The 19,154-nt window shown below is 69.6% G+C and carries 24 protein-coding genes; 15 read left to right on the top strand and 9 right to left on the bottom strand.

The genetic code is table 11. The annotated features are described in order from the left end of the window. Positions 1-112 precede the first annotated feature (112 nt). Both ACFWQC_RS19180 and ACFWQC_RS19175 read left to right on the top strand, forming a co-directional pair. On the top strand, positions 113-811 hold the full coding sequence (locus ACFWQC_RS19180; protein WP_378681353.1) for an NAD(P)H-dependent oxidoreductase: 699 nt from the start codon (positions 113-115) through the stop codon (positions 809-811). Between the two features lie 307 nt (positions 812-1,118). Continuing rightward, entirely contained in the window at positions 1,119-1,577 is a 459-nt protein-coding gene (locus ACFWQC_RS19175) for a hypothetical protein (protein WP_378681350.1), read from the top strand. Positions 1,578-1,592: 15 nt separating this feature from the next. Here the strand turns inward: ACFWQC_RS19175 and ACFWQC_RS19170 are convergent, their stop codons facing one another. Beyond that, positions 1,593-2,462 (bottom strand): family 16 glycosylhydrolase, encoded by an 870-nt coding sequence (locus ACFWQC_RS19170; protein ID WP_378681347.1) that lies wholly within the window; start codon positions 2,460-2,462, stop codon positions 1,593-1,595. 160 nt (positions 2,463-2,622) lie between these two features. On the opposite strand from ACFWQC_RS19170, the gene ACFWQC_RS19165 reads away from it, so the two are divergent. After that, the gene (locus tag ACFWQC_RS19165) at positions 2,623-2,847 is read left to right on the top strand and encodes a hypothetical protein (RefSeq protein WP_378681344.1); all 225 of its coding nucleotides are present in this window, start codon (positions 2,623-2,625) and stop codon (positions 2,845-2,847) included. After that, entirely contained in the window at positions 2,844-4,349 is a 1,506-nt protein-coding gene (locus ACFWQC_RS19160; protein WP_378681341.1) for an amino acid permease, read from the top strand. Before ACFWQC_RS19165 ends, ACFWQC_RS19160 begins: the two co-directional genes overlap by 4 nt. Before the next feature lie 6 nt (positions 4,350-4,355). Here the strand turns inward: ACFWQC_RS19160 and ACFWQC_RS19155 are convergent, their stop codons facing one another. Together ACFWQC_RS19155 and ACFWQC_RS19150 are read right to left on the bottom strand one after the other, a co-directional pair. Then, entirely contained in the window at positions 4,356-5,486 is a 1,131-nt protein-coding gene (locus ACFWQC_RS19155; protein ID WP_378681338.1) for a S1C family serine protease, read from the bottom strand. A 177-nt stretch (positions 5,487-5,663) separates the two neighbouring features. Then, positions 5,664-6,488 carry a class II glutamine amidotransferase gene (locus ACFWQC_RS19150; RefSeq protein ID WP_378681336.1) on the bottom strand — a complete coding sequence of 275 codons (825 nt, stop codon included), beginning with the start codon at positions 6,486-6,488 and terminating at the stop codon, positions 5,664-5,666. A gap of 35 nt (positions 6,489-6,523) precedes the next feature. On the opposite strand from ACFWQC_RS19150, the gene ACFWQC_RS19145 reads away from it, so the two are divergent. From ACFWQC_RS19145 to ACFWQC_RS19125, 5 genes are read left to right on the top strand one after another with little or no spacing between them, the layout of a single operon-like run. Continuing rightward, the gene (locus ACFWQC_RS19145) at positions 6,524-7,663 is read left to right on the top strand and encodes a glutamate--cysteine ligase (RefSeq protein WP_378681333.1); all 1,140 of its coding nucleotides are present in this window, start codon (positions 6,524-6,526) and stop codon (positions 7,661-7,663) included. Between the two features lie 34 nt (positions 7,664-7,697). Beyond that, positions 7,698-8,348, top strand: a complete 651-nt coding sequence (locus ACFWQC_RS19140; RefSeq protein ID WP_378681331.1) for a methyltransferase — start codon at positions 7,698-7,700, stop codon at positions 8,346-8,348. A gap of 17 nt (positions 8,349-8,365) precedes the next feature. Further along, positions 8,366-9,301, top strand: a complete 936-nt coding sequence (locus ACFWQC_RS19135; RefSeq protein ID WP_378681328.1) for an iron-containing redox enzyme family protein — start codon at positions 8,366-8,368, stop codon at positions 9,299-9,301. Continuing rightward, positions 9,298-9,519, top strand: a complete 222-nt coding sequence (locus tag ACFWQC_RS19130; RefSeq protein WP_378681325.1) for a CDGSH iron-sulfur domain-containing protein — start codon at positions 9,298-9,300, stop codon at positions 9,517-9,519. Before ACFWQC_RS19135 ends, ACFWQC_RS19130 begins: the two co-directional genes overlap by 4 nt. Before the next feature lie 12 nt (positions 9,520-9,531). Then, entirely contained in the window at positions 9,532-10,551 is a 1,020-nt protein-coding gene (locus ACFWQC_RS19125) for a DNA topoisomerase IB (RefSeq protein WP_378681322.1), read from the top strand. A gap of 26 nt (positions 10,552-10,577) precedes the next feature. Here the strand turns inward: ACFWQC_RS19125 and ACFWQC_RS19120 are convergent, their stop codons facing one another. The 3 genes from ACFWQC_RS19120 to ACFWQC_RS19110 form a co-directional block, all read right to left on the bottom strand. After that, on the bottom strand, positions 10,578-11,252 hold the full coding sequence (locus ACFWQC_RS19120; protein ID WP_378681319.1) for a DUF6766 family protein: 675 nt from the start codon (positions 11,250-11,252) through the stop codon (positions 10,578-10,580). Between the two features lie 94 nt (positions 11,253-11,346). Beyond that, on the bottom strand, positions 11,347-11,742 hold the full coding sequence (locus tag ACFWQC_RS19115; protein WP_378681316.1) for a hypothetical protein: 396 nt from the start codon (positions 11,740-11,742) through the stop codon (positions 11,347-11,349). 10 nt (positions 11,743-11,752) lie between these two features. Then, positions 11,753-12,307 carry a Dps family protein gene (locus tag ACFWQC_RS19110; protein WP_378681313.1) on the bottom strand — a complete coding sequence of 185 codons (555 nt, stop codon included), beginning with the start codon at positions 12,305-12,307 and terminating at the stop codon, positions 11,753-11,755. Positions 12,308-12,372: 65 nt separating this feature from the next. Between ACFWQC_RS19110 and ACFWQC_RS19105 the strand changes: the two genes are divergently transcribed. Continuing rightward, positions 12,373-12,834, top strand: a complete 462-nt coding sequence (locus ACFWQC_RS19105) for a DUF3817 domain-containing protein (RefSeq protein ID WP_378681310.1) — start codon at positions 12,373-12,375, stop codon at positions 12,832-12,834. A 25-nt stretch (positions 12,835-12,859) separates the two neighbouring features. Here ACFWQC_RS19105 and ACFWQC_RS19100 read toward each other — a convergent pair whose 3' ends face one another. Continuing rightward, complete coding sequence (locus ACFWQC_RS19100; protein ID WP_378681307.1) at positions 12,860-13,294, bottom strand: winged helix-turn-helix transcriptional regulator; 435 nt, start codon at positions 13,292-13,294, stop codon at positions 12,860-12,862. A gap of 101 nt (positions 13,295-13,395) precedes the next feature. On the opposite strand from ACFWQC_RS19100, the gene ACFWQC_RS19095 reads away from it, so the two are divergent. The 4 genes from ACFWQC_RS19095 to ACFWQC_RS19080 all read left to right on the top strand — a co-directional run bounded on the left by ACFWQC_RS19095 (position 13,396) and on the right by ACFWQC_RS19080 (position 16,685). Continuing rightward, positions 13,396-14,091 (top strand): SDR family oxidoreductase, encoded by a 696-nt coding sequence (locus ACFWQC_RS19095; protein WP_378681304.1) that lies wholly within the window; start codon positions 13,396-13,398, stop codon positions 14,089-14,091. A gap of 20 nt (positions 14,092-14,111) precedes the next feature. Continuing rightward, entirely contained in the window at positions 14,112-14,906 is a 795-nt protein-coding gene (locus tag ACFWQC_RS19090) for a thioesterase family protein (protein ID WP_378681301.1), read from the top strand. A gap of 72 nt (positions 14,907-14,978) precedes the next feature. Further along, on the top strand, positions 14,979-16,145 hold the full coding sequence (locus tag ACFWQC_RS19085; protein WP_378681298.1) for an acetyl-CoA C-acyltransferase: 1,167 nt from the start codon (positions 14,979-14,981) through the stop codon (positions 16,143-16,145). Between the two features lie 6 nt (positions 16,146-16,151). After that, positions 16,152-16,685, top strand: coding sequence for a PaaI family thioesterase (locus ACFWQC_RS19080; protein WP_378681295.1), 534 nt, complete (start codon positions 16,152-16,154; stop codon positions 16,683-16,685). Positions 16,686-16,704: 19 nt separating this feature from the next. On the opposite strand, the gene ACFWQC_RS19075 is transcribed toward ACFWQC_RS19080, so the two are convergent. Beyond that, positions 16,705-17,259, bottom strand: a complete 555-nt coding sequence (locus ACFWQC_RS19075; protein WP_378681292.1) for a hemerythrin domain-containing protein — start codon at positions 17,257-17,259, stop codon at positions 16,705-16,707. Between the two features lie 68 nt (positions 17,260-17,327). Beyond that, entirely contained in the window at positions 17,328-17,726 is a 399-nt protein-coding gene (locus tag ACFWQC_RS19070; RefSeq protein ID WP_378681289.1) for a DUF5709 domain-containing protein, read from the bottom strand. 123 nt (positions 17,727-17,849) lie between these two features. Between ACFWQC_RS19070 and ACFWQC_RS19065 the strand changes: the two genes are divergently transcribed. Then, the gene (locus ACFWQC_RS19065) at positions 17,850-19,130 is read left to right on the top strand and encodes a cation:proton antiporter (RefSeq protein WP_378681286.1); all 1,281 of its coding nucleotides are present in this window, start codon (positions 17,850-17,852) and stop codon (positions 19,128-19,130) included. Positions 19,131-19,154 lie beyond the last annotated feature (24 nt).

Raw genomic sequence — 19,154 nt, 5'->3', positions numbered from 1 at the left:
ACACTCTGAGGCCGCTAATTTGAGCGAGATCCGGACTTTGTCATCAGACCGTGTCGGCGCCCGCCCGGATCCAGCCGGGAATCCCGCCGCGTCAGACGGCGTTCAGGGCCCCATGCACGCACTCTGGGTATGGGCACATCCGCACGCGTCGTCACTCAACGGACAGCTGCGCGAAGTCGGCATGAACGCGCTCGGCGCGGCCGGCTGGAGCGTCGACGAGATCGACCTCTATCGAGAAGGTTTCAATCCACTTCTGGTGGAGCGGGGTGAGGCCGACGTACGCCGCCACCAGGACCGGCTGCGGGAGGCCGATCTGCTGGTCGTGCAGTTCCCGCTGTGGTGGTACTCGGTGCCGGCCATCCTCAAGGGCTGGATCGACCGGGTCTTCGAGTCGGGGTTCGCCTTCGACGTACCGGACCCGGAGACCGGCAAGCCGCTCAAGTACGGCAAGGGCGGCCTGATCGGCAAGCGCGCGCTGACGATCGTCACCGCCGGCGACCGGGCCGCGACGCTGGGCCCGCGCGGGATCAGCGGCGACATCGAGGACGTCCTGTGGCCCCTGCTGCACGGCACGTTCTGGTACACCGGGATGGACCCGCTGCGGCCGCACCTGATCACCGACACCGACACCATCGACACCCAGGTCATGGCGCGGATCGAGGCCGACCTGCGCGTACGTCTCGAGGGCGTGATGACCGAGCCGCGGATCGACTACCGGCCGATGGTCGAAGAGCACTACGACCACACGATCAGACTCCACGACTCCGTCGCGCCCGGGGAGGACGGGCTCAGCGCCCACCGCGAGGGCTGAGGTCGTTGCCCGTCGGCCGGGCCGAACACCCCATCGACATCGCCCCTGTGAACCCGAAACGCTTGGGCAGGACGGCCGCCATCGTCCGGCGCATACCCTTTCCCCGCATCAGACCCAGACCCACTGGAAGCTGGCGACGAGGCTCGCACCGGCCGCAGCCACTCCGGCAAGCGCGAAAGCGAATCTCTGGTTCAATGTGCCGAACACCGTTCCTCCTGTGATCAAGATCGATCGGACGGCTCGGGCTGGCAGGGCCGGACGAGATCTCGCGCCCGTACCAAACCCGTAGTTCTCGGACGGAGAACCCGTGAAGACAACCCGTATCGCCGCTGTGATGACCACTGTCGCGCTCTTCGCGACCGCGTGCGGCGGCAGTGATGACGACGACGGAGGTAAGGCCGACCGCGACTCGTCCGACGGCGGCAGCCTCAGCGCGACGGACGGGGCGGCGTACGACGAGTGCTTCGACGCCGCCTGCGAGGTCATCGTCGAGAAGGGCACCGAGATCGAGCTCGACCCGGACCTGGGCTGGGAAGGCAGCCCAGGCCACGGTGCGAGCGGCTGGTCGCTGCTCACCGTCACGGACCTCAGCGAGGGCGGCGTCGGGTTGACGCTCTCTGCCGCGGACGCCTCCAGCACCGGGGGGATGGCCACCATCCTGCCGGTCGGCGACAGCAAGGCCTACTACCTCAACGGCATGACCGCGAAGATTCTCGACGCCTCCGAGGAGCAGGCCGTGCTGTCGCTCAACTGGTCCGGCGCTTGAGCGGAACCGGTTCGCTCAGAGCTGGGAGTCGTAGACGCGTACGTAGTCCACGACCATGCTCTGCGGGAACTGGGTCGTGCCGTCGGGGTTGCCGGGCCAGTTGCCGCCGACCGCGACGTTGAGGATGAAGAAGAACGGCTGGTCGAAGACCCAGGGGTTGGCGCCGGTGTTGGCCGTGGTGAAGGTCTGGTAGGCCACCCCGTCGACTGACCAGGTGATCGAGCCGGGCCGCCAGTCGATGGCGAAGGTGTGGAAGGTGTCGGCGAAGGACCAGCCCTGGGGGTGCATGTACTGACCGGTGATGCCGTTGCCGCCGGAGTATCCCGGACCGTGCAGGGTGCCGTGGACCAGGTGGGGCTCGTAGCCGACGTTCTCCATGATGTCGATCTCGCCGGCGTTCGGCCATGGCGTGTTCGGGAACTGGCCACCCAGCATCCAGAAAGCCGGCCAGATCCCCTGGCCGCGCGGGATCTGGATCCGCGCCTCCAGACGGCCGAACTTCGGCTGCACCTTGCCCTTCGTGGTGAGCCGGGCAGAGGTGTAGCCGCTCCCGCTCCGGCGAGCGGTGATGACCAGGTTGCCGTTGCCGTCGAGGGCGGAGTTGTCGCGGGAGTCGGTGTAGGTCTGGAGCTCGTTGTTGCCCCAGCCCCCGCCTCCGGTCTCGAAGTTCCAGTTGGCGCCGTTCGGGGCACTGCCGGCGGGCCCGTCGAACTCGTCGGACCAGGTCAGGGCGGCCGCCTCGACGTCTCCGGTGCGGCTCGCTGCGCCGTCGGCATCGGGGCCGGGCACGGCGGCCGGCGCGGCCAGCGGGGCGACCAGGACGAGAGCCAGAGCGGCGGTCGCCGTGAGTGTGGTGCGGATGGTGCGGATCCTCGAGCTACGCATCGAACGCTCCTTCATGGGGGTTAACTGTAAGGCGACCTTACTGTTATTTGCCGTCCGGTGGAACGGAAACGCCGGGCGACGTCCGGTCACCGCGAGAACCAGCTCGATGCGCTCTAATTGGTCCCCGGAGCGGGGCCATCGGGGGCCCTGCCAGGTGAAGGTGATCGCATTGGCACGGGATCCATACAGGCCACGGACGCCGATCATCGGCATGACGATGGTGTTCCTCGCGTTGGCGATCGTCGGGGTGACGGCGTACCTGCATCTCGGCTGGTGGTCGCTGATCGGCTACGCCGCGGCGGCGGTCGTCGCCGTGGTCGGCGGATGGCTGCTGTTCAAGGACGTGCCCGAGCCACCTCACTCCGGATCGGGAGCGAGCCGATGACCGACACCGAAGACCAGGCCGGCGGCCCGGTCAGCAATCAGGTCAGCGGCCTGACCGACGAGGACGAGGGCTACAACAAGAGCCTCAGCCCGCGGCAGCTGCAGATGATCGCGATCGGCGGCGCCATCGGCACCGGGCTGTTCCTGGGAGCGGGCGGCCGCCTCCACGAGGCCGGACCGGGCCTGTTCCTCGTCTACGCCCTCTGCGGCGTGTTCGTCTTCCTCATCCTCCGCGCGCTCGGCGAGCTCGTGCTGCACCGACCCTCGTCAGGATCGTTCGTCTCCTACGCCCGGGAGTTCCTGGGCGAGCCGGCCGCGTTCGCCGCCGGCTGGATGTACTTCCTGAACTGGGCGATGACCTCGATCGTCGACGTCACGGCGATCGCGACGTACATGCACTTCTGGGGCACGTTCGAGGTCGTCCCGCAGTGGGTGATCGCGCTCGTCGCGCTCGCGGTCGTGCTCTCGATGAACCTGATCTCGGTCAAGCTCTTCGGCGAGCTGGAGTTCTGGGCCGCGCTCATCAAGGTGGTCGCGCTGCTGGGGTTCCTCGTGCTCGGGATGATCGTGCTCGCCAGCGGTGAGGAGCTCAACGGCCAGGAGACCGGGATCGGCATGGTCATCGACAACGGCGGGCTGTTCCCGGTCGGCGCGCTTCCGCTCGTCATCGTGATCTCCGGGGTCGTCTTCGCGTACGCAGCGGTCGAGCTCGTCGGCACCGCCGCCGGTGAGACCGCCGAGCCGGCCAAGATCATGCCCCGGGCGATCAACTCCGTGATCGCCCGGATCGCGGTCTTCTACGTGGGCTCGCTGGTGCTGCTCGCGCTGCTGCTGCCCTACACGACCTACCGGGCCGACGAGAGCCCGTTCGTGACGTTCTTCGACCAGCTCGGGATCGCGAACTCCGGCACGATCATGAACCTCGTGGTGCTGACCGCGGCGCTCTCCTCGCTCAACGCCGGTCTCTACTCGACCGGGCGCATCCTGCGGTCCATGGCCATGAGCGGGAGCGCGCCGACCTTCACCGCGCGGATGTCGCGGAACGGGGTGCCGTTCGGCGGGATCCTGCTCACCGGCAGCATCACGCTGCTCGGCGTCGGCCTCAACGCGATCGTGCCGGGGCAGGCGTTCGAGATCGTGCTGAACATGTCGGCTCTCGGCATCATCGCGTCCTGGGCGACCATCGTGATCTGCCAGATCCAGCTCTACCGGCGCTGGAAGAAGGGCTTGATGTACCGGCCCGAGTTCCGGCTGTGGGGATCACCGTGGACCGGCTACGCGACCCTCGTGTTCCTCGCGACCGTGCTCGTGCTGATGGGCTTCGACTACCCGATCGGGACCTGGACGCTCGCCACCCTGGTGATCATCATCCCGGCGCTGATGATCGGCTGGCGGCTCGTCCGTGACCGTGTCGAGCAGATCGCCCTCGAACGCGAGGGCTACACCGGCGCGATCCCGATCAGGGCGGAGCGTCCGCGCTCCGACGAGGACGGACCGAGCTGATTCTGCTCAGGTGACCGGACCCTCGCCGAGGGTCACGGTGGCGGTGTGGGCTTCGCCGGCGGCATCGGTCCAGCTGACCGAGATCTCGTCGTCGGGCTCGTGGCCGCCGAGGACCGAGGTGATGTCGTCGATGCTCGCCACCGCGGTCCCGTCGACGGAGGTGATCGTGCTGCCCTCGGTGATCCCGCCGGCCTCGGCGGCACCGTTCTCGACGACACCGACGACCAGCGTCGACCTGGTCGTGTCGACCTGCACCCCGAGCGCGGCGGCCGAGCCACCGATCTCGACGTCGCCGGACTCCTCCCCGGCGAGGATCTGGGCGGCGATGTCGAGCACGGTGTCGATCGGGATGGCGTAACCCGAGATCTCCGCTGACCCCGAGGTCGCGGCGACGTTCATCCCGATCACCTCGCCGTCCTCGTCGAGCAGCGCGCCGCCGGAGTCGCCGGAGACGACATCGGCGTCGGTCTGGATCAGGCCGCTGAGGTCGGAGGCGGTGCCGTCCTCGTTGCTGACGGTGATCGCGGTGCTCGGGTCGGTGACCGTACCGTCGGCGGCCGAGAGCGAGCCCTGGCCCTCGGCGTTGCCGACTGCGGTGACCTCCTCGCCCTGGGCCGCGGCATCCCGGTCCGTCGCGACCGTCGAGAGCCCCGAGGCGTCCTCGAGCTGCAGCACCGCGACGTCATGGACGTCGTCGTAGCCGAGGACCGTCGCGGCGTACGACTCCCCCGTGCTCGGGTCGGTCACCGTGATCGAGGTGGCGCCCTCGACGACGTGGTGGTTGGTCACCACGATCCCGTCGCCGGTGATCGTGAGCCCCGTGCCCGCGCCCTGCCCGCTGCCGTAGCCGACCGTGGTGTTGATCAGCACGACGCCGGTCGACTCGGCGTCGGTCGCCGGTTCGGAGTCGACGGTCGCGGTCGAGGAGCCGAGGCTCTGCCGGTAGGGGTCCACGATCCCGCCGCCGTAGCTCTCGACGGAACCGCCGTAGCCGTATCCGGGCCCGGACTCGGCCGCGTACGTCTTGGTGGCGCCGACCGCGGCCACCGCGAGGGCCGGGGTGGCGAGCGGGATCGCGACGAGCGGGATCGCCAGGGCGGCGACGAGAGACTGACGAAGGCGGCGGGAGCGGGACATCGGGTCCTCCTTGAGGCGGTTGATGCCTCAAGATTCCGCTCGCCTGCTGTGGGCTTCCTGTGAGGAAGGCACGGACTGGCTGGGAATCTCAGCGCGGCCCGGAATGAAGCGGTGCCCGATGGGGTACCTCTGGGCATGCCCGAACGCACCCCACAGCATGTCGGCGGTACCCCGTCATCAGTCGCGGGCCCGCAACGCGTCGGCGCCGAGCTGGGCGATCGGATCCAGCCGGGTGACCTCCCGGGTGGCCAGGTCGACCATCACTGCGGTGTCGGCGGGAACCGGGGTCCAGCCCGGCTGTCCCAGACCGCTGGAGACGCTCTCGAGGCCGTGCTCGGTCCGGCGGTAGTCCATCGCGAAGTACTCCGTGGTGTGCCGCGGCGGGATGTCGCCCTCGTCGTCGAAGAGCTCGCGCAGCGCGCGCAGGGGCGAGTCGGCACGCGAGTTGATGTGGATCGCGAACATGTGCGTCCGGGTGAGCATCAGCGCGTTCAGGCTGCATCGCGGGAACTTCTGGACGAGCGTGGCCAGTGCTCGGGTGACGCCCTCGGCCTCGTCGCCGAACTTCTCGACGTTCTGGTGCACGAAGTGGAAGTAGCGCTCGCTGTCGGTGTCACCGCGCAGCCGCGCACGCGACTCCGGAGTCAGCAGCGCCTCGAGATCGGCGATCGGCGAGATGTGGCCGTTGTGCGCGAACGCGGCGCCGTCGGTCAGGAATGGATGGGTGTTCTCCGGACGTACGTCGAGCCCACCCGTCGCCCAGCGAAGATGCACGAACCCGGCGTGGGAGAGCGGGGCCTCGACGAGGCGGCGATAGGTGTCGTCGATGTCCGCCGACCGCGGCGAGCTCGTCGTGCAGGTGCCCTCGGGGGTGTGCCAGGACATCCCCCAGCCGTCGGAGTGCACGGACGTGAGCGAGGTGAACGCGGCCAGCCCCTCCTCCCCGAGAAGGTCGGCTACGGCACACGGGGACTCGGTCACGTATCCGAACAGGCGACACATCGTCGAGTTGCTCCTTCCAGAGGCAGGTGTGAGCAGTGAAGAGCCACTATTCGTGCAGTACCCATCACCAGGTCAGGACAGTCGGCGTCGAGGAGGAGCTGCTCCTCGTCGACGCCGAGACCGGCGCGCCTCGATCGGTGGCCAGCGAGGTACTGCGGGTGGCGCGTCGGCACGGCGACACCGAGGTCGAGGCCGGCGAGGCCGGTGGCTCGGTGGGGCCGGAGCTGCAGGAGCAGCAGGTCGAGACCGACACGCCGGCAGAGGAGTACCTCGGGATCCTCGAGCAGGACCTGAGGAGGTGGCGCGACAAGGCGCGTGCGGCCGCGACCGAGGCGGGCGCGCTGATCCTGGCCAGCGGCACGACCCCGCTGCCGGTACGTCCCCAGACCTTCGACAGCGAGCGCTATGTGGCGATCAGCGAGCAGTTCGGGCTGACCGCCACCGAGCAGCTCACCTGCGGCTGCCACGTGCACGTCTCGGTCGACTCCGACGACGAGGCCGTCGGGGCGCTCGACCGGATCCGCACCTGGCTGCCGGTGCTGCTCGCGGTGAGCGCAAACTCGCCCTTCTGGCAGGGCGGTGACTCGGGCTACGCGAGCTACCGGTCCCAGGCGATGACCCGGTGGCCGACGAACGGTCCGACCGAGATCTTCGGCAGTGCCCAGGCGTACGCCGACCACGTGCGCATGCTCGTCGACACCGGGGTGCCGCTCGATGAGGGCATGGCGTACTTCGACGCCCGGCCGTCCCGCAACTACCCGACGCTCGAGATCCGGGTCGCCGACGTCTGCCTCGATCCCCGCGACGCCGTGCTCGTCGCCGCGCTGGCGCGGGCGCTGGTCGAGACCGGCGCCCGGGAGTGGGCCGAGGGCCGACCGCCCGACCCGGTGTCGGTGGCCGTGCTCCGGCTCGCCATGTGGCAGGCGGGACGGCACGGGATCACCGGCGATCTGCTCGACCCGCGGACCCATCGACCGAGGCCGGCTCCTGAGGTGCTGGAATGCCTGCTCGAACACATCGGCCAGGCGTTGCGTGACACCGGAGACCTGGTGCGCGTCGAGAAGGGAATCGGCCGGATCTTCACCGCCGGCACCGGATCCACGACCCAGCGCCGGATCCACGATGAGGAGGGTCGACTGGACCGAGCAGTGGTCCGGCTGGCCGAGCTCACCTGAACTTCCACCCCCTGAACAGGAGGCACCTGCTGTCATGATCCGCTTCGGTCATCTCGACATCGACTTCGACGACCGCGTGCTCACGCCGCGTACCTGGACCGTCCGCCAGTCCGAGTGGGCAGCCAAGCTGGCCGCGGAGCTGCCGGACGGGCCGATGCTCGAGCTGTGCTCCGGCGCCGGTCAGATCGGCCTGCTCGCGGCCGCGCTGACCGGCCGCAGCCTGGTGTGCGTCGACGCAGATCCGGTCGCCTGTGCGTTCGCACGTGCCAACGCGGAGCGCGCCGGGCTGGCGCACCTGGTCAAGGTACGCGAGGGCAGCATGGAGCACGCGCTGGACCCGGACGAGCGCTACTCGTTGGTGATCGCGGACCCACCGTGGGTGCCCACGGCCCAGGTCGAGCGGTATCCCGAGGATCCACGGACTGCCATCGACGGCGGGGACGACGGGATGCTGGTCGCCGAGAGGTGCCTGGCGACGACCGCCCGGCACCTCTCCCCCGGCGGCGCGGCCGTTCTCCAGCTCGGCACGACCGGGCAGTCCGATCGCGTGCTGGAGATGGTCGAGGGCAGCGACCTGACGATCGAGGAGGTCCGCGACTCGCCGGGCGAAGGAGTGCTCGTGCACATCGCCCGGGCACCGCGGCCGAGCATGTCGGACCCGGCCGCCGGGTACCGGACGGCGTGAGGGAAAGGTGGGGGTAGATGCTGCCGAAGTCGCGTGGCACCCTGAGTGCAACTGTGTTCACCGCGCTGCAGAGCGGCGCCACCGCTGACCTGGAGCCGGCTCCGGAGTCAGCCGAGGACGCCCAGATCGCTCTGTGGGCGCTCTACGAGCTCCACTATCGGGGCTTCGACGAGGTCGATCCCGACCTCGAGTGGGACGCGGACCTGCTGCGCCTGCGCCGCGGCCTGGAGAGGTCGTTCGAGTCCGAGCTGCGTCGGCGCTGGGAGCACAGCGGCTTCCAGGAGGATCGCGAGCTGGACCTGCCGGGTCTGGTCGCCCGGCACGACGGGCCGTCGCTGGCACGGTTCGTGCAGCGCCGGGCCGACCGCGAGCAGGTGCTCGAGATCCTCGAGCACCGCTCGCTCTACCACCTCAAGGAGGCCGACCCGACCAGCTGGGTCGTTCCCCGGCTCGACACCCGGCCCAAGGCCGCGCTGATGGAGATCCTCTTCGACGAGTACGGCGACGGCGACCCGAACCGGCTGCATCACCACCTGTTCCGCCGCGGCATCGAAGCGGCCGGGCTGCGTACCGACCACGCCTGCTACGTCGACGAGGCGCCGGCCGAGATCCTCGAGATGAACAACGCGCTGTCGCTGTTCGGACTCCACCGCCGGCTCCGCGGAGCGGCGCTCGGCCACTTCGCCGCGTTCGAGTCGACCAGCTCGGTGCCGTCGCGCCAGCTCGCCCAAGGGCTGCGTCGCCTGGACTTCCCCGAGGAGATGGCGGCCTACTACGACGAGCACGTCGAGGCCGACTCCGTCCACGAGCAGGTGGCCGTACGCGACGTGTGCGGCGCGTTCGTGGAGGAGAACCCGAGCGAGCGCGACCAGGTGCTCCTCGGCGCCTTCACCTGCCTCGACCTGGAGGCTCGCTACGCCCGGACAGTGCTCGACCAGTGGGGTGCCTCATGACGGACTTCGAGCACCCCTCGATCGTGCTGTGCCCGGCCGGGCCGATGCTGCTGCGCGGGAAGCACGAGATCCAGGACTCCGACGGGAAGATCCATCACACGGTTCGCCCGGTCAGCGCGGTGTGCATGTGCGGCGGGTCCGCGATCAAGCCATGGTGCGACGGTACGCATCGGCTGCTGTCCGCGAAGGCGCGCGACAGCGACGAGACCAGCGGGTGAGAGGAGCCCCTGGTGGTTCGGCTTCGTCGGGTCTCGACGGAGGAGCCGGGGTGGACCCGCCGCCGCGCGGGTCGTGGCTTCGTGTACCTCGAGGACTCCGGTGACCGGTTGCCGGACGACGCGGCCGAGCGGATCCGCGCTCTGGCCATCCCTCCCGCCTGGAAGGACGTCTGGATCTGCCCCCGTGAAAATGGGCATCTCCAGGCCGTCGGAACCGATGACGCCGGCCGACGCCAGTACCTCTACCACCCCGGCTGGCGGGCGAAGCGCGACCAGAAGAAGTTCGAGCGGGTGCTGGAGCTCGGGGCGGTCCTGCCCCGCGTACGCGAGCGGACGGAGCGTGATCTCACCACCACCGGGATGAGCGCTGCCCGGGCATCAGCACTCGCGGTGCGCCTGCTCGATCTCGGGTGCTTCAGGATCGGCAGCGACGCCTACGCCGACGAGAACGGCGGCTTCGGGCTGACGACGCTGGAGCGTCGCCACGTACGCAAGCGGGGTGAGGCCTACGTCTTCGACTTCACCGGGAAGTCCGGCGTCCACCACTCCATCAGCATCGACGACCCGCTCTCGGTGGAGGCGATCGCGCGGCTGCGTCGCCGCCGCGCCGGCTTCGAGGAGCTTCTCGCCTACCGGCAGGGCCGGCGGTGGCAGCGGCTGACCCCGGCCATGGTCAACGACTACATGCGCGAGCTGAGCGGCCTCGAGGTGTCGGCGAAGGACTTCCGGACCTGGCACGCAACCGTGCTCGCGGCGCTCGCGCTGGCTGAGGATCCGCACGCCGCGGGGCGCTCGACCCCGACCGCCAGATCCCGCCGCAGGCAGCAGGTCGCCGCGATCAAGGAGGTCGCGGAGTACCTCGGGAACACGCCGGCGATCGCCCGCAGCTCCTACGTCGACCCGCGGGTGCTCGAGCTGCACGAGCAGGGCCGCACGATCCGCGTACGCAACGGCCTGAGCAAGGATCCGCAGGCGCGCCAGGCCGCGGCCGAGCGCGCGGTCCTGCGCCTGCTGACGCAGGACGACGGCTGAGGGATCGGGCCGCGGCGTACGTGCCCTCAGCCCTCGATCCCGGTGGCCTCGTGCGAGGAGCCGACCGGCTTGCTCTCGGGTGACCCGCGCTGCCTGAGGTAGATCGCGAGGACGGCCATCGAGCCGACCGCCAGGAACTCCGACTGCCAGTTCTGGAGGGTGCGCGCCCAGAAGTCCGAGTTCGTCAGATAGGAGATCCACGGGATCGGGTCGCGGAGCTGACGCAGCCTGGTCTCGTTGTACGTCGCCCACCCCGCCACCGACTGGACCAGCCAGGACATCAGGAAGATGGAGCCCATGACGATGCCCAGGGAGCGGGAGTAGAACAACGTCCGCAGGCCGCCGGCCCGGGCCAGCTTGGGCGAGTCAGGCCGGGCGTACGCCCCGACCTTCTGCTTCTCGTCGGACTCCTGACCCGCGTCCTTCAGCGGCTTGGACTCCGGGGAACCTCGTTGCACCAGCCAGACGGTCAGCACGACGTAGAGCAGGAACTGGAGATACTCGCTCTGCCAGTTCTCCGTCACGTCCACGGCGAAGCTCGCCGAGGTGAGGTAGGCGCCCAGCGAGAGCTGATGGAGGCCGTCGGCGAACAGCTCGTCGTTGAGCTGGTGCCAGCCGGCGAACGCCTGGCCGACGAGGCTGGCCAGGAAGAGCGCCCCGAAAGCGAGGCTCAGTGAGTTCTCCCTGAGGAACCGGCGCATCGGGGCTCCTCACCCGTGCCTCAGTGCGAGGACGAACGTGTAGAGCAGTCCGATGCCGATGACCGCCAGGTAGGCGACGTACATGACCCGCATCTCAGCCTCCGTGCAGGGCGCAGTCGTAGGGCTTGGGGGGCTGCGGTGTACAACCGGCCGCGTGCAACCGCCAGCCGTCGGCGAACCGGGTCAGGAACATGGTCTCGCCCTGGTAGCGCACCTCGGCCATCGTTCCGAAGACGTCCACGCCGTCCGGGGCTCCCGGAGCGGGGAGGTCCTCCTCGGCCAGCGCGCCGCCGCAGGGCGACTTGGCGGCGGACTCCAGCTCGGATCGCGTCTCCGGAGCCAGCAGCGCGCATGCCGCGTCCCAGTCCTGGGCCGCGACAGCGTCCTGGAAGGCGGCGGCGCTGTCACGCACCGCCTCGTCCTGTCCAGGGCCGCATCCGGTGAGGATCATCGGGAGGAGCAGCGCCAACGCCGTGAACCACCACCGCATGCGAACCCCCTCAGCCGTGGGCGGCTCGTGCCGCTCCCGCCTCGGTGGCCTCACCGCTGGTCTGCAGCTGACCGCCCTGGTCCTCCAGGTGGGCTCGGACGAACCAGTGGAAGAGCTCGAGTTGCTCGGTCTGGCCGATCAGGATGTCCTGGGTCACCAGGTCGATGTCGTCGAGGGTCTTGATCGCCTCACGGTAGGAGCCGATCACGCCCTGATAGGTGACGTCGAGCGCCGCGAGGTGCTCCTGGGTGGTGGCTCGGCCGATGCTGTAGTCGTTCCACTCCCGCTCCTCGACCAGTGCGCCCGGGGTGCCTCGCGGGGCCCCGCCCAGGGTCGCGATGCGCTCGGCGAGCGCATCGGCCATCGCGCGCACCGCGTCGACCTGCGGGTCGATCATCTGGTGGACCGCGATGAAGTGCGGTCCGACCACGTTCCAGTGCACGTGCTTGAGGGTGAGCTGGAGGTCGTTCGTGGCGTGGAGGCGTGACTGGAGCAGGCCGATGGTCGTCCGCGCAGCATCCTCATCGAGGCCCGGGATCGTGTAGTGCAGCTTGTCGGTCGTCATGCTGAGACCGGTACCCATCGCCGCCCGATTCATACAAGGACACGGGTGCGAATAAACTTCTCCGCGTGTCCGCACTCCTGAGCTCGCCGTCCCGTCTCTACCGGATCGTCGCCACCGCCGAGGCGGTGACCTGGGCCGGGCTGCTCAGCGGCATGTTCCTGAAGTACGTCACCGAGACGACCGAGCTGGGAGTGAGCATCTTCGGGATGCTGCACGGGATCGTGTTCATCACCTACTGCGTGACCACGGTCGCGATCGCGGCCGACCAGCGCTGGTCCTTCGGCCGCCTCGTCGCCGGACTCGCCTCCTCGATCCCGCCGTTCCTCACCCTCTGGTTCGAGAGCTACGCCGAGCGCCGCGGCCTGCTCGCCCCGACGTGGCGACTGATCGACGAGTCCCCCACCCGCCCGCTCGAGCGTCCGCTGTCCTGGCTCCTCCGCAACCCGGTACGCGGCCTGGCCGCCGGCCTCGCGAGCGTCGCCGCGCTGACCGTCGTCGCCCTCGTCGCCGGGCCGCCGGTCGGCTGAGCCCCGGCCGCACCGCGCGGCCCGATCACGTCGCGGTGTCTGCGATCTGGACCTCGCCGCGGCGTACGACCTCCCCGCAGGCCTTGCAGGCCAGCACCGGGTGGAACTCCGCGCCACAGGAGTGCTCGAACCTGGCCGGCGGGCCATCCTCGCCTGCCAGATGACGGTCACCGAACTCGCGCATCGTCTCGATGATCGGCGCGAGCGATCGCCCGAGATCGGTCAGGTGGTATTCGAACCTCGGCGGGCGCTGTTCGTACTGGACCCGAGTCACCAGCCCATGGGCCTCGAGCCTGCGTAGCCGGTCGGTGAGGATGTCGCGCGGCCCGCCCGTGAACCGGGCGATCTCCTCGAACCGGCGACTCCCGAGAAACAGCTCGCGAACGACGAGCAGGGTCCATTTGGAGCCGACGAGCTCGAGCGTCCGCGCCACCGAGCACTCACGTACCTGCGTCATCATGGTTCGATCCTAATCGAGTTGGAAAACCAAACCAACCCGAGTACGTTGGAAAAACCAACTCATCACGGAGCGGCGCCCGCGCCCTCGAACAGGAGAACCACATGCCCACTCTCGCGAACGCGGTCGTCCTGGTGACCGGAGCGAACGGCGGACTCGGCACCCACTTCGTCAGCCAGGCGCTCGAGCGCGGCGCCGCCAAGGTCTACGCCGCGGCCCGCAGGCCCCGCGAGTGGAACGACCCGCGCATCGTGCCGCTGAGGCTCGATGTGACCGACCACGACTCGGTCGCCGAGGCGGCCGCGGCGGCCGGAGACGTCACGGTCGTCATCAACAACGCCGGCGGCTCCAACGGCGCCAGCGTGACCGGTGACCTGAGCGCCGCGCGCGACCTGTTCGAGACCAACTTCTGGGGAGCGCTCGACGTCACGACCACCTTCCTGCCGTCGCTGCGCGCGAGCAAGGGAGTCGTGCTCAACGTGCTCTCGGTCCTGAGCTGGTATGGCATCGGCGACGCCTACAGCGCCACCAAGGCCGCGCTGTGGTCTGCGACCAACACCCAGCGCCTCGCGCTCGCGGACGACGGCATCCACGTCGCCTCACTGCACCTGGGCTACACCGACACCCCGATGACGGTCGGAATCACCGACCCGAAGAACGACCCGGCCGACGTGGTCCGCAGTGCCTACGAAGGCCTCGAGGCGGACGCGTACGAGATCCTCGCCGACCAGGTGAGCGCCGACGTCAAGGCCGGTCTCGCCCAGCCGATCGAGGCGCTCTACCCGCAACTGGCCCGCTGACCCACGCACAGGAGACGCTGATGACCCTCGAGTTCGACGCCTTCTACCTCCCGACCGACGAGGACGGAACGTTCGAGTCGACCCCGGCGACGGCCAGCCCATGGGACCACTCGTTGCAGCATGGCGGCCCTCCCGCTGCCCTGCTGGCCAGGGCGATCGAGTCCGTACGCTCCGACCCGGCCCTGTCCATCGCCCGCTTCACGGCCGACATGCTCGGCGGCATTCCTCAGGGAACCATGCGCGTCGAGGCGAACGTGGTCCGGCCGGGCCGTCGGGTCGAGCTCATCGAGGCCTCCCTGTGGGCCGGTGACCGGCTCGCCGTCAAGGCGAGCGCCTGGCTGATCCGGGCCACGCCGGGATCGACCCGCGAGCACTGGCGTCCGGAGGAGAAAGCGCCCGCCATCCCGCCGGCCTCCTCCGAGCGGTTCTTCGACGGGGTCAGCCCGGACTGGGGCTACGGCCGCGCCATCGACTGGCGGTTCGTCAGCGGGGGTTACGAACCCGGCCCGGCGACGGTGTGGGCGCGCCTGCGTGTCCCGCTGGTCGCCGGCGAGCGGGCCTCCCCGGTGCAGCGCCTCCTCACCCTGGCCGACTCCACCAACGGTCTGTCCGGCTCCCTGCCGATGAGCTCGTGGTACTTCATCCCGCCGACCGTGACGGTCACCATCGAGCGACCGCCCACGAGCGAGTGGATGCTGCTCGACGCCCGCAGCACCATCGGCCCGGACGGTATCGGCCTGGCCCAGGGCGACATGGCCGACGAGCACGGCACCTTCGCCATGGTCGCGCAGCCGCTGATGGTCGCGCCCCGCTGAGCCACGCTCCAGCACGTTCGCTGTTCCGACCCGACTCGCACACCACCGCTTGAACGAGAAAGAGGACCAACCATGCCGAACGCCTTCATCGTCGACGCCGTCCGTACGCCCGTGGCCAAGGGCAAGCCCGGCGGCGCCTACTCCGAGATCCACGCCGTCGACCTCCATGCGCACACGCTCGCCGCGCTCGTCGAACGCACCGGCATCGACCCGGCCGTCGTCGACGACGTGATCAGCGGCGCGGTCGGGCAGGTCGGCGAGCAGTCGGGCAACACCGCCCGCTGGGCCCTGCTCGGCGCCGGGTTCCCGGAGTCGGTCCCCGGCGTCACCGTCGACCGGCAGTGCGGCAGCTCGCAGCAGGCGCTCCACTTCGCCGCACAGGGCGTGATCGCCGGGGCGTACGACGTGGCCATCGCCTCCGGCGTGGAGTCGATGAGCCGCGTCCCGATGGGGTCGCAGTTCGCGGGCAAGGACTTCTACGGCAGCAAGGTGAACGCTCGCTACGACGGCGGCCTGGTCCTCCAGGGCATCTCGGCCGAGCTGATCGCCAACAAGTGGGACCTCTCCCGCAACGAGCTGGACGAGTTCGCGGCAGAGTCGCACCAGCGTGCCGCGGCGGCGTGGAAGGACGGACACTTCGACTCGCAGGTCACCTACGTGAACGACCTGCGCGTCGACGAGACGATCCGGCCCTCCTCCACGGCCGACTCGCTCGCGGGCCTTCGACTCGCCTTCAAGGACGAGGCCTCCGTGGCCAGGTTCCCCGAGATCGACTGGCGAGTCACGGCCGGCAACAGCTCCCCCATCAACGACGGCTCAGCCGCGCTCCTGGTCGCCTCCGAGGAGGCCGCCGCACGCCTCGGCCTGACCCCGAGGGCGCGGGTCCACTCCTTCGCGGTCGCGGGCGACGACCCGATCTTCATGCTCACCGGCATCATCCCGGCCACCCAGAAGGTGCTGGCCCGCGCCGGACTCTCGATCGATGACATCGACGCCTTCGAGGTCAACGAGGCATTCGCCTCCGTCGTGCTCGCCTGGCAGAAGGAGACCGGTGCCGACCTCGCCAAGGTCAACATCAACGGCGGCGCCATCGCCATCGGGCACCCGCTGGGCGGGTCCGGCGCCCGGCTGATGACCACGCTCCTGAACAACCTCGAGCAGACCGGCGGCCGCTACGGGCTGCAGGTCATGTGCGAGGCCGGCGGTCTGGCGAACGCCACGATCATCGAGCGGATCTGAGCCGCCATGACCCAGAACACGACCCAGAGCACGACCTCCGAGCAGTCCCGAGCGGTGCGCGAACGCACCTACTCATGGGCCGACCCACAGCTCTTCGCCACCGCGGCCAGGGAGCTCGACGGGCTCGACTTCTTCAAGCAGCTGGGCGACAGCGAGCTACCGCCGCCACCGATCAACGCGACCCTCGGCATGGCCTTGGTCGAGGTCAGCGACGGTCGGGCCGTCTTCGAGCTCACGCCCGAGGAATGGCACTACAACCCGATCGGCACCGTGCACGGCGGCATCCTGGCGACCCTCGCCGACTCGGCTCTGGGGTGCGCGGTCCACACCAAGCTGAAGGCCGGCACCGGCTACACCTCGCTCGACCTGACCATCAAGTTCACCCGCGCGGCCACGCTCGACAGCGGCACCCTCACCTGCGTGGGACGCGTCGTTACCATCGGACGCCGCGCCGCGACCGCCGAAGCCGAGATCACCGACCAGACCGGCCGCGTCATCGGTCACGCGATCGCGTCCTGCCTGATCATGGCGGGGACCTGACGGCTTCGGCGGTTGCGCGTCAACTGTCGGCGTGCTGATCGAGCGTACGCCGCAGGTCTTCCTTGCCCTTGTCCCCGACGGGGATGTCGGCGTTGGCGGCCTGGCGGCGCAGCTCGTCCCGGGTGATGTCCTGGGGCATGTCGCCGAGGTGCTCCTGCCGGCTCTTCAGGAAGGCCTTGCCCAGCTCGGCGCGGCGGGCGTCGTCGAGACGGTCGCGAATGCCGGGCAGCACGGTGCTCTCCTCCTCCTCGATGTGATGGGAGACCGCCTCCACCACCTCTGCCAGCTTGTCGCCGTACTCCGCCGAGTAGGGGTCGCACTCGCTGAGCTCGGCAAGGAGGCGGTCCGCCAGCAGGTGCTCCTCCTGACTGTGCGCGACGTCCTCCGCCTCACCCGCCTCGTCCCGGGCGACCGGGTAGACCTCGGCCTCCTCGGCGCGGCTGTGTGCGGCCAGGAGCGTCACCAAGATCGGGGTCAGCCCGGCTCGTACCTCTGGATCTCGCTGAAGCTTCTCGAACAGGCTCTCCACCTCACGGTGGTCCTGCATGATCAGGTCGGTCACGTCTTCGGACACGGCAGCTCTCCTCTGCGCTGAAAGGGATCCGGCCACTCACCGGTACCCCCGAACGCGCGGACTCAGTCTCAGTCAGGAGGCTCCTCGACGATGTGCACGGCCGCTTCCTCAGCCGAGGCGCCGGCACCGTCGATCCCTTCGTCGTGTCCGATGAGCTTCCCCTCGTCGTCCTCACGCACACCCTCGTCGGGACTGGTGAGCCGACCGGCGCGTGCCTCGCCCACCTCGCCGGTCACGGGGCCGTCCAAGATGTCCGCGTCAGCCTCCGCCTCGGCCTCCTCCCAGACCTCCGGCTCCTCCTGAGCGCGTCGTTCGTCGATGGTCTCCCCCTCGATCTCCTCCCGCGGCGTCACACCCTTCGCGGTGACACCCCGCGGCCGCTCGGGCGGCGAATAGCCCTCGTCCAGGACATCGTCGACACCGCGGTCGTCGAGGGTGTCCTCCGGCTGAAGCTGCTCTTCACTCATGGCTCGACCGGTAACCCCCGACGCGACCTCGCATGCTCTGCGAGTCGGTTGGTTCGAACGTAACCTGGTTCAGGGAGCTGGCCGTGCTGGACCTGCAATGCGACGAATCGGGGCGACGTAGCTATGACTGCCGACCTTGCCTACATGGTGATCGGCGCCAGCCTGCTGCTGGCCATCGTGCTTCCCGACCTCCTCAACCGGTGGGCGATCTCGGCGCCGATGGTGCTGGTCGGGGTCGGGATGCTGATCGGGCTCACGCCGCTCCCCGACGGCCTGCCGCTGGACCCGCAGGCCAACCGGGTCGCGATCGAGCACGCCACCGAGCTGGTCATCATCGTGGCGCTGATGGGGGTCGGCCTGGCGCTGGACCGGCCGCTCGAGCTCCGAAGTCCGAGGACCTGGCGCCGGTGGTCGTCCACCTGGCGGCTGCTGGCCATCGGGATGCCGATCACCATCGCCGCCATCGCGGTTCTCGGGTGGGCAGCCGGACTGGCACCGGCCGTGGCGATACTCCTGGGCGCGGCGCTGGCGCCCACCGACCCGGTGCTCGCCTCCGACGTCCAGGTGGCCGGCCCGCAGACCGGGGACCACGAGGTCGACGAGCGCGACGAGCTCCGGTTCACCCTCACCTCGGAGGCGGGTTTGAACGACGGCCTCGCCTTCCCGTTCGTGTACGTCGCGATCCTGCTCGCCACCGAAGGAGCCGTCTCGAACTGGGCCCTGGAATGGGTCGGCTTCTACCTCGTGGGCAAGATCGTGATCGGTGTCCTCGCCGGGCTGGTGGTGGGGAAGGTCCTCGCCTACATCGCGTTCCGGTCCAGCAGCCGGTCCCTGCGCGTGGCCGAACGGGGCGAGTCGCTGCTCGCGCTTGCGGCACTGATCGGGTCGTACGGCGTCGGCGAGGCTCTCGGCGGCTACGGGTTCCTGTCCGTCTTCGTCTGCGCCATGGCCTTCCGTTCGGCCGAGCGCTCACACGACTACCACGCAGCCATGCACGAGGTCGCCGAGCGGCTCGAGCGCCTGCTGACCCTCTTCGTACTCCTCGTTCTCGGGATCGCGCTCACGCGAGGCCTGCTCGAGGCTCTCGACTGGCGCGGGATCACCATCGGGCTCGCGCTGATCCTGGTGGTCCGTCCAGCGGCGGGGATCCTTGCCCTGGCGCCGTGGCCGGGCCGAGGAGATCGCACCTCGCCTCTGACCCGGCACCAACGCTGGGCCACGGCGTTCTTCGGCGTCCGCGGGGTCGGTTCCGTCTACTACCTCGCCTACGCCGCCGGGCAGGACGATGCGCTGGCGCAGGACTGGCTGTGGTCGACGGTCGCCTTCACCATCGTCGCCTCGGTGCTGATCCACGGAGTCCTCGCCACCCCGGTCATGGCACGCGTCGATCCCGCTCGGGGATGACGACGAGCTTCGTACGTCAGGCAG

This window comes from Nocardioides sp. NPDC058538, from assembly GCF_042719275.1.
Taxonomy (GTDB): domain Bacteria; phylum Actinomycetota; class Actinomycetes; order Propionibacteriales; family Nocardioidaceae; genus Nocardioides.
Note: the sequence above shows the minus strand (reverse complement) of the source record. Positions and strands in the feature narration are given on the sequence as shown.

What these genes read in the sequence shown, in the direction of transcription:
- ACFWQC_RS19135 (WP_378681328.1), top strand. Translation starts at nt 8,366, where the DNA reads ATGCTGCCGAAGTCGCGTGGCACCCTGAGTGCAACTGTGTTCACCGCG.
- ACFWQC_RS19095 (WP_378681304.1), top strand. Translation starts at nt 13,396, where the DNA reads ATGCCCACTCTCGCGAACGCGGTCGTCCTGGTGACCGGAGCGAACGGC.
- ACFWQC_RS19170 (WP_378681347.1), bottom strand. Translation starts at nt 2,462, where the DNA reads ATGCGTAGCTCGAGGATCCGCACCATCCGCACCACACTCACGGCGACC.
- ACFWQC_RS19150 (WP_378681336.1), bottom strand. Translation starts at nt 6,488, where the DNA reads ATGTGTCGCCTGTTCGGATACGTGACCGAGTCCCCGTGTGCCGTAGCC.
- ACFWQC_RS19070 (WP_378681289.1), bottom strand. Translation starts at nt 17,726, where the DNA reads ATGAGTGAAGAGCAGCTTCAGCCGGAGGACACCCTCGACGACCGCGGT.
- ACFWQC_RS19160 (WP_378681341.1), top strand. Translation starts at nt 2,844, where the DNA reads ATGACCGACACCGAAGACCAGGCCGGCGGCCCGGTCAGCAATCAGGTC.
- ACFWQC_RS19110 (WP_378681313.1), bottom strand. Translation starts at nt 12,307, where the DNA reads ATGACGACCGACAAGCTGCACTACACGATCCCGGGCCTCGATGAGGAT.
- ACFWQC_RS19115 (WP_378681316.1), bottom strand. Translation starts at nt 11,742, where the DNA reads ATGCGGTGGTGGTTCACGGCGTTGGCGCTGCTCCTCCCGATGATCCTC.
- ACFWQC_RS19085 (WP_378681298.1), top strand. Translation starts at nt 14,979, where the DNA reads ATGCCGAACGCCTTCATCGTCGACGCCGTCCGTACGCCCGTGGCCAAG.
- ACFWQC_RS19180 (WP_378681353.1), top strand. Translation starts at nt 113, where the DNA reads ATGCACGCACTCTGGGTATGGGCACATCCGCACGCGTCGTCACTCAAC.
- ACFWQC_RS19120 (WP_378681319.1), bottom strand. Translation starts at nt 11,252, where the DNA reads ATGCGCCGGTTCCTCAGGGAGAACTCACTGAGCCTCGCTTTCGGGGCG.
- ACFWQC_RS19100 (WP_378681307.1), bottom strand. Translation starts at nt 13,294, where the DNA reads ATGATGACGCAGGTACGTGAGTGCTCGGTGGCGCGGACGCTCGAGCTC.
- ACFWQC_RS19130 (WP_378681325.1), top strand. Translation starts at nt 9,298, where the DNA reads ATGACGGACTTCGAGCACCCCTCGATCGTGCTGTGCCCGGCCGGGCCG.
- ACFWQC_RS19140 (WP_378681331.1), top strand. Translation starts at nt 7,698, where the DNA reads ATGATCCGCTTCGGTCATCTCGACATCGACTTCGACGACCGCGTGCTC.
- ACFWQC_RS19065 (WP_378681286.1), top strand. Translation starts at nt 17,850, where the DNA reads ATGACTGCCGACCTTGCCTACATGGTGATCGGCGCCAGCCTGCTGCTG.
- ACFWQC_RS19090 (WP_378681301.1), top strand. Translation starts at nt 14,112, where the DNA reads ATGACCCTCGAGTTCGACGCCTTCTACCTCCCGACCGACGAGGACGGA.
- ACFWQC_RS19080 (WP_378681295.1), top strand. Translation starts at nt 16,152, where the DNA reads ATGACCCAGAACACGACCCAGAGCACGACCTCCGAGCAGTCCCGAGCG.
- ACFWQC_RS19155 (WP_378681338.1), bottom strand. Translation starts at nt 5,486, where the DNA reads ATGTCCCGCTCCCGCCGCCTTCGTCAGTCTCTCGTCGCCGCCCTGGCG.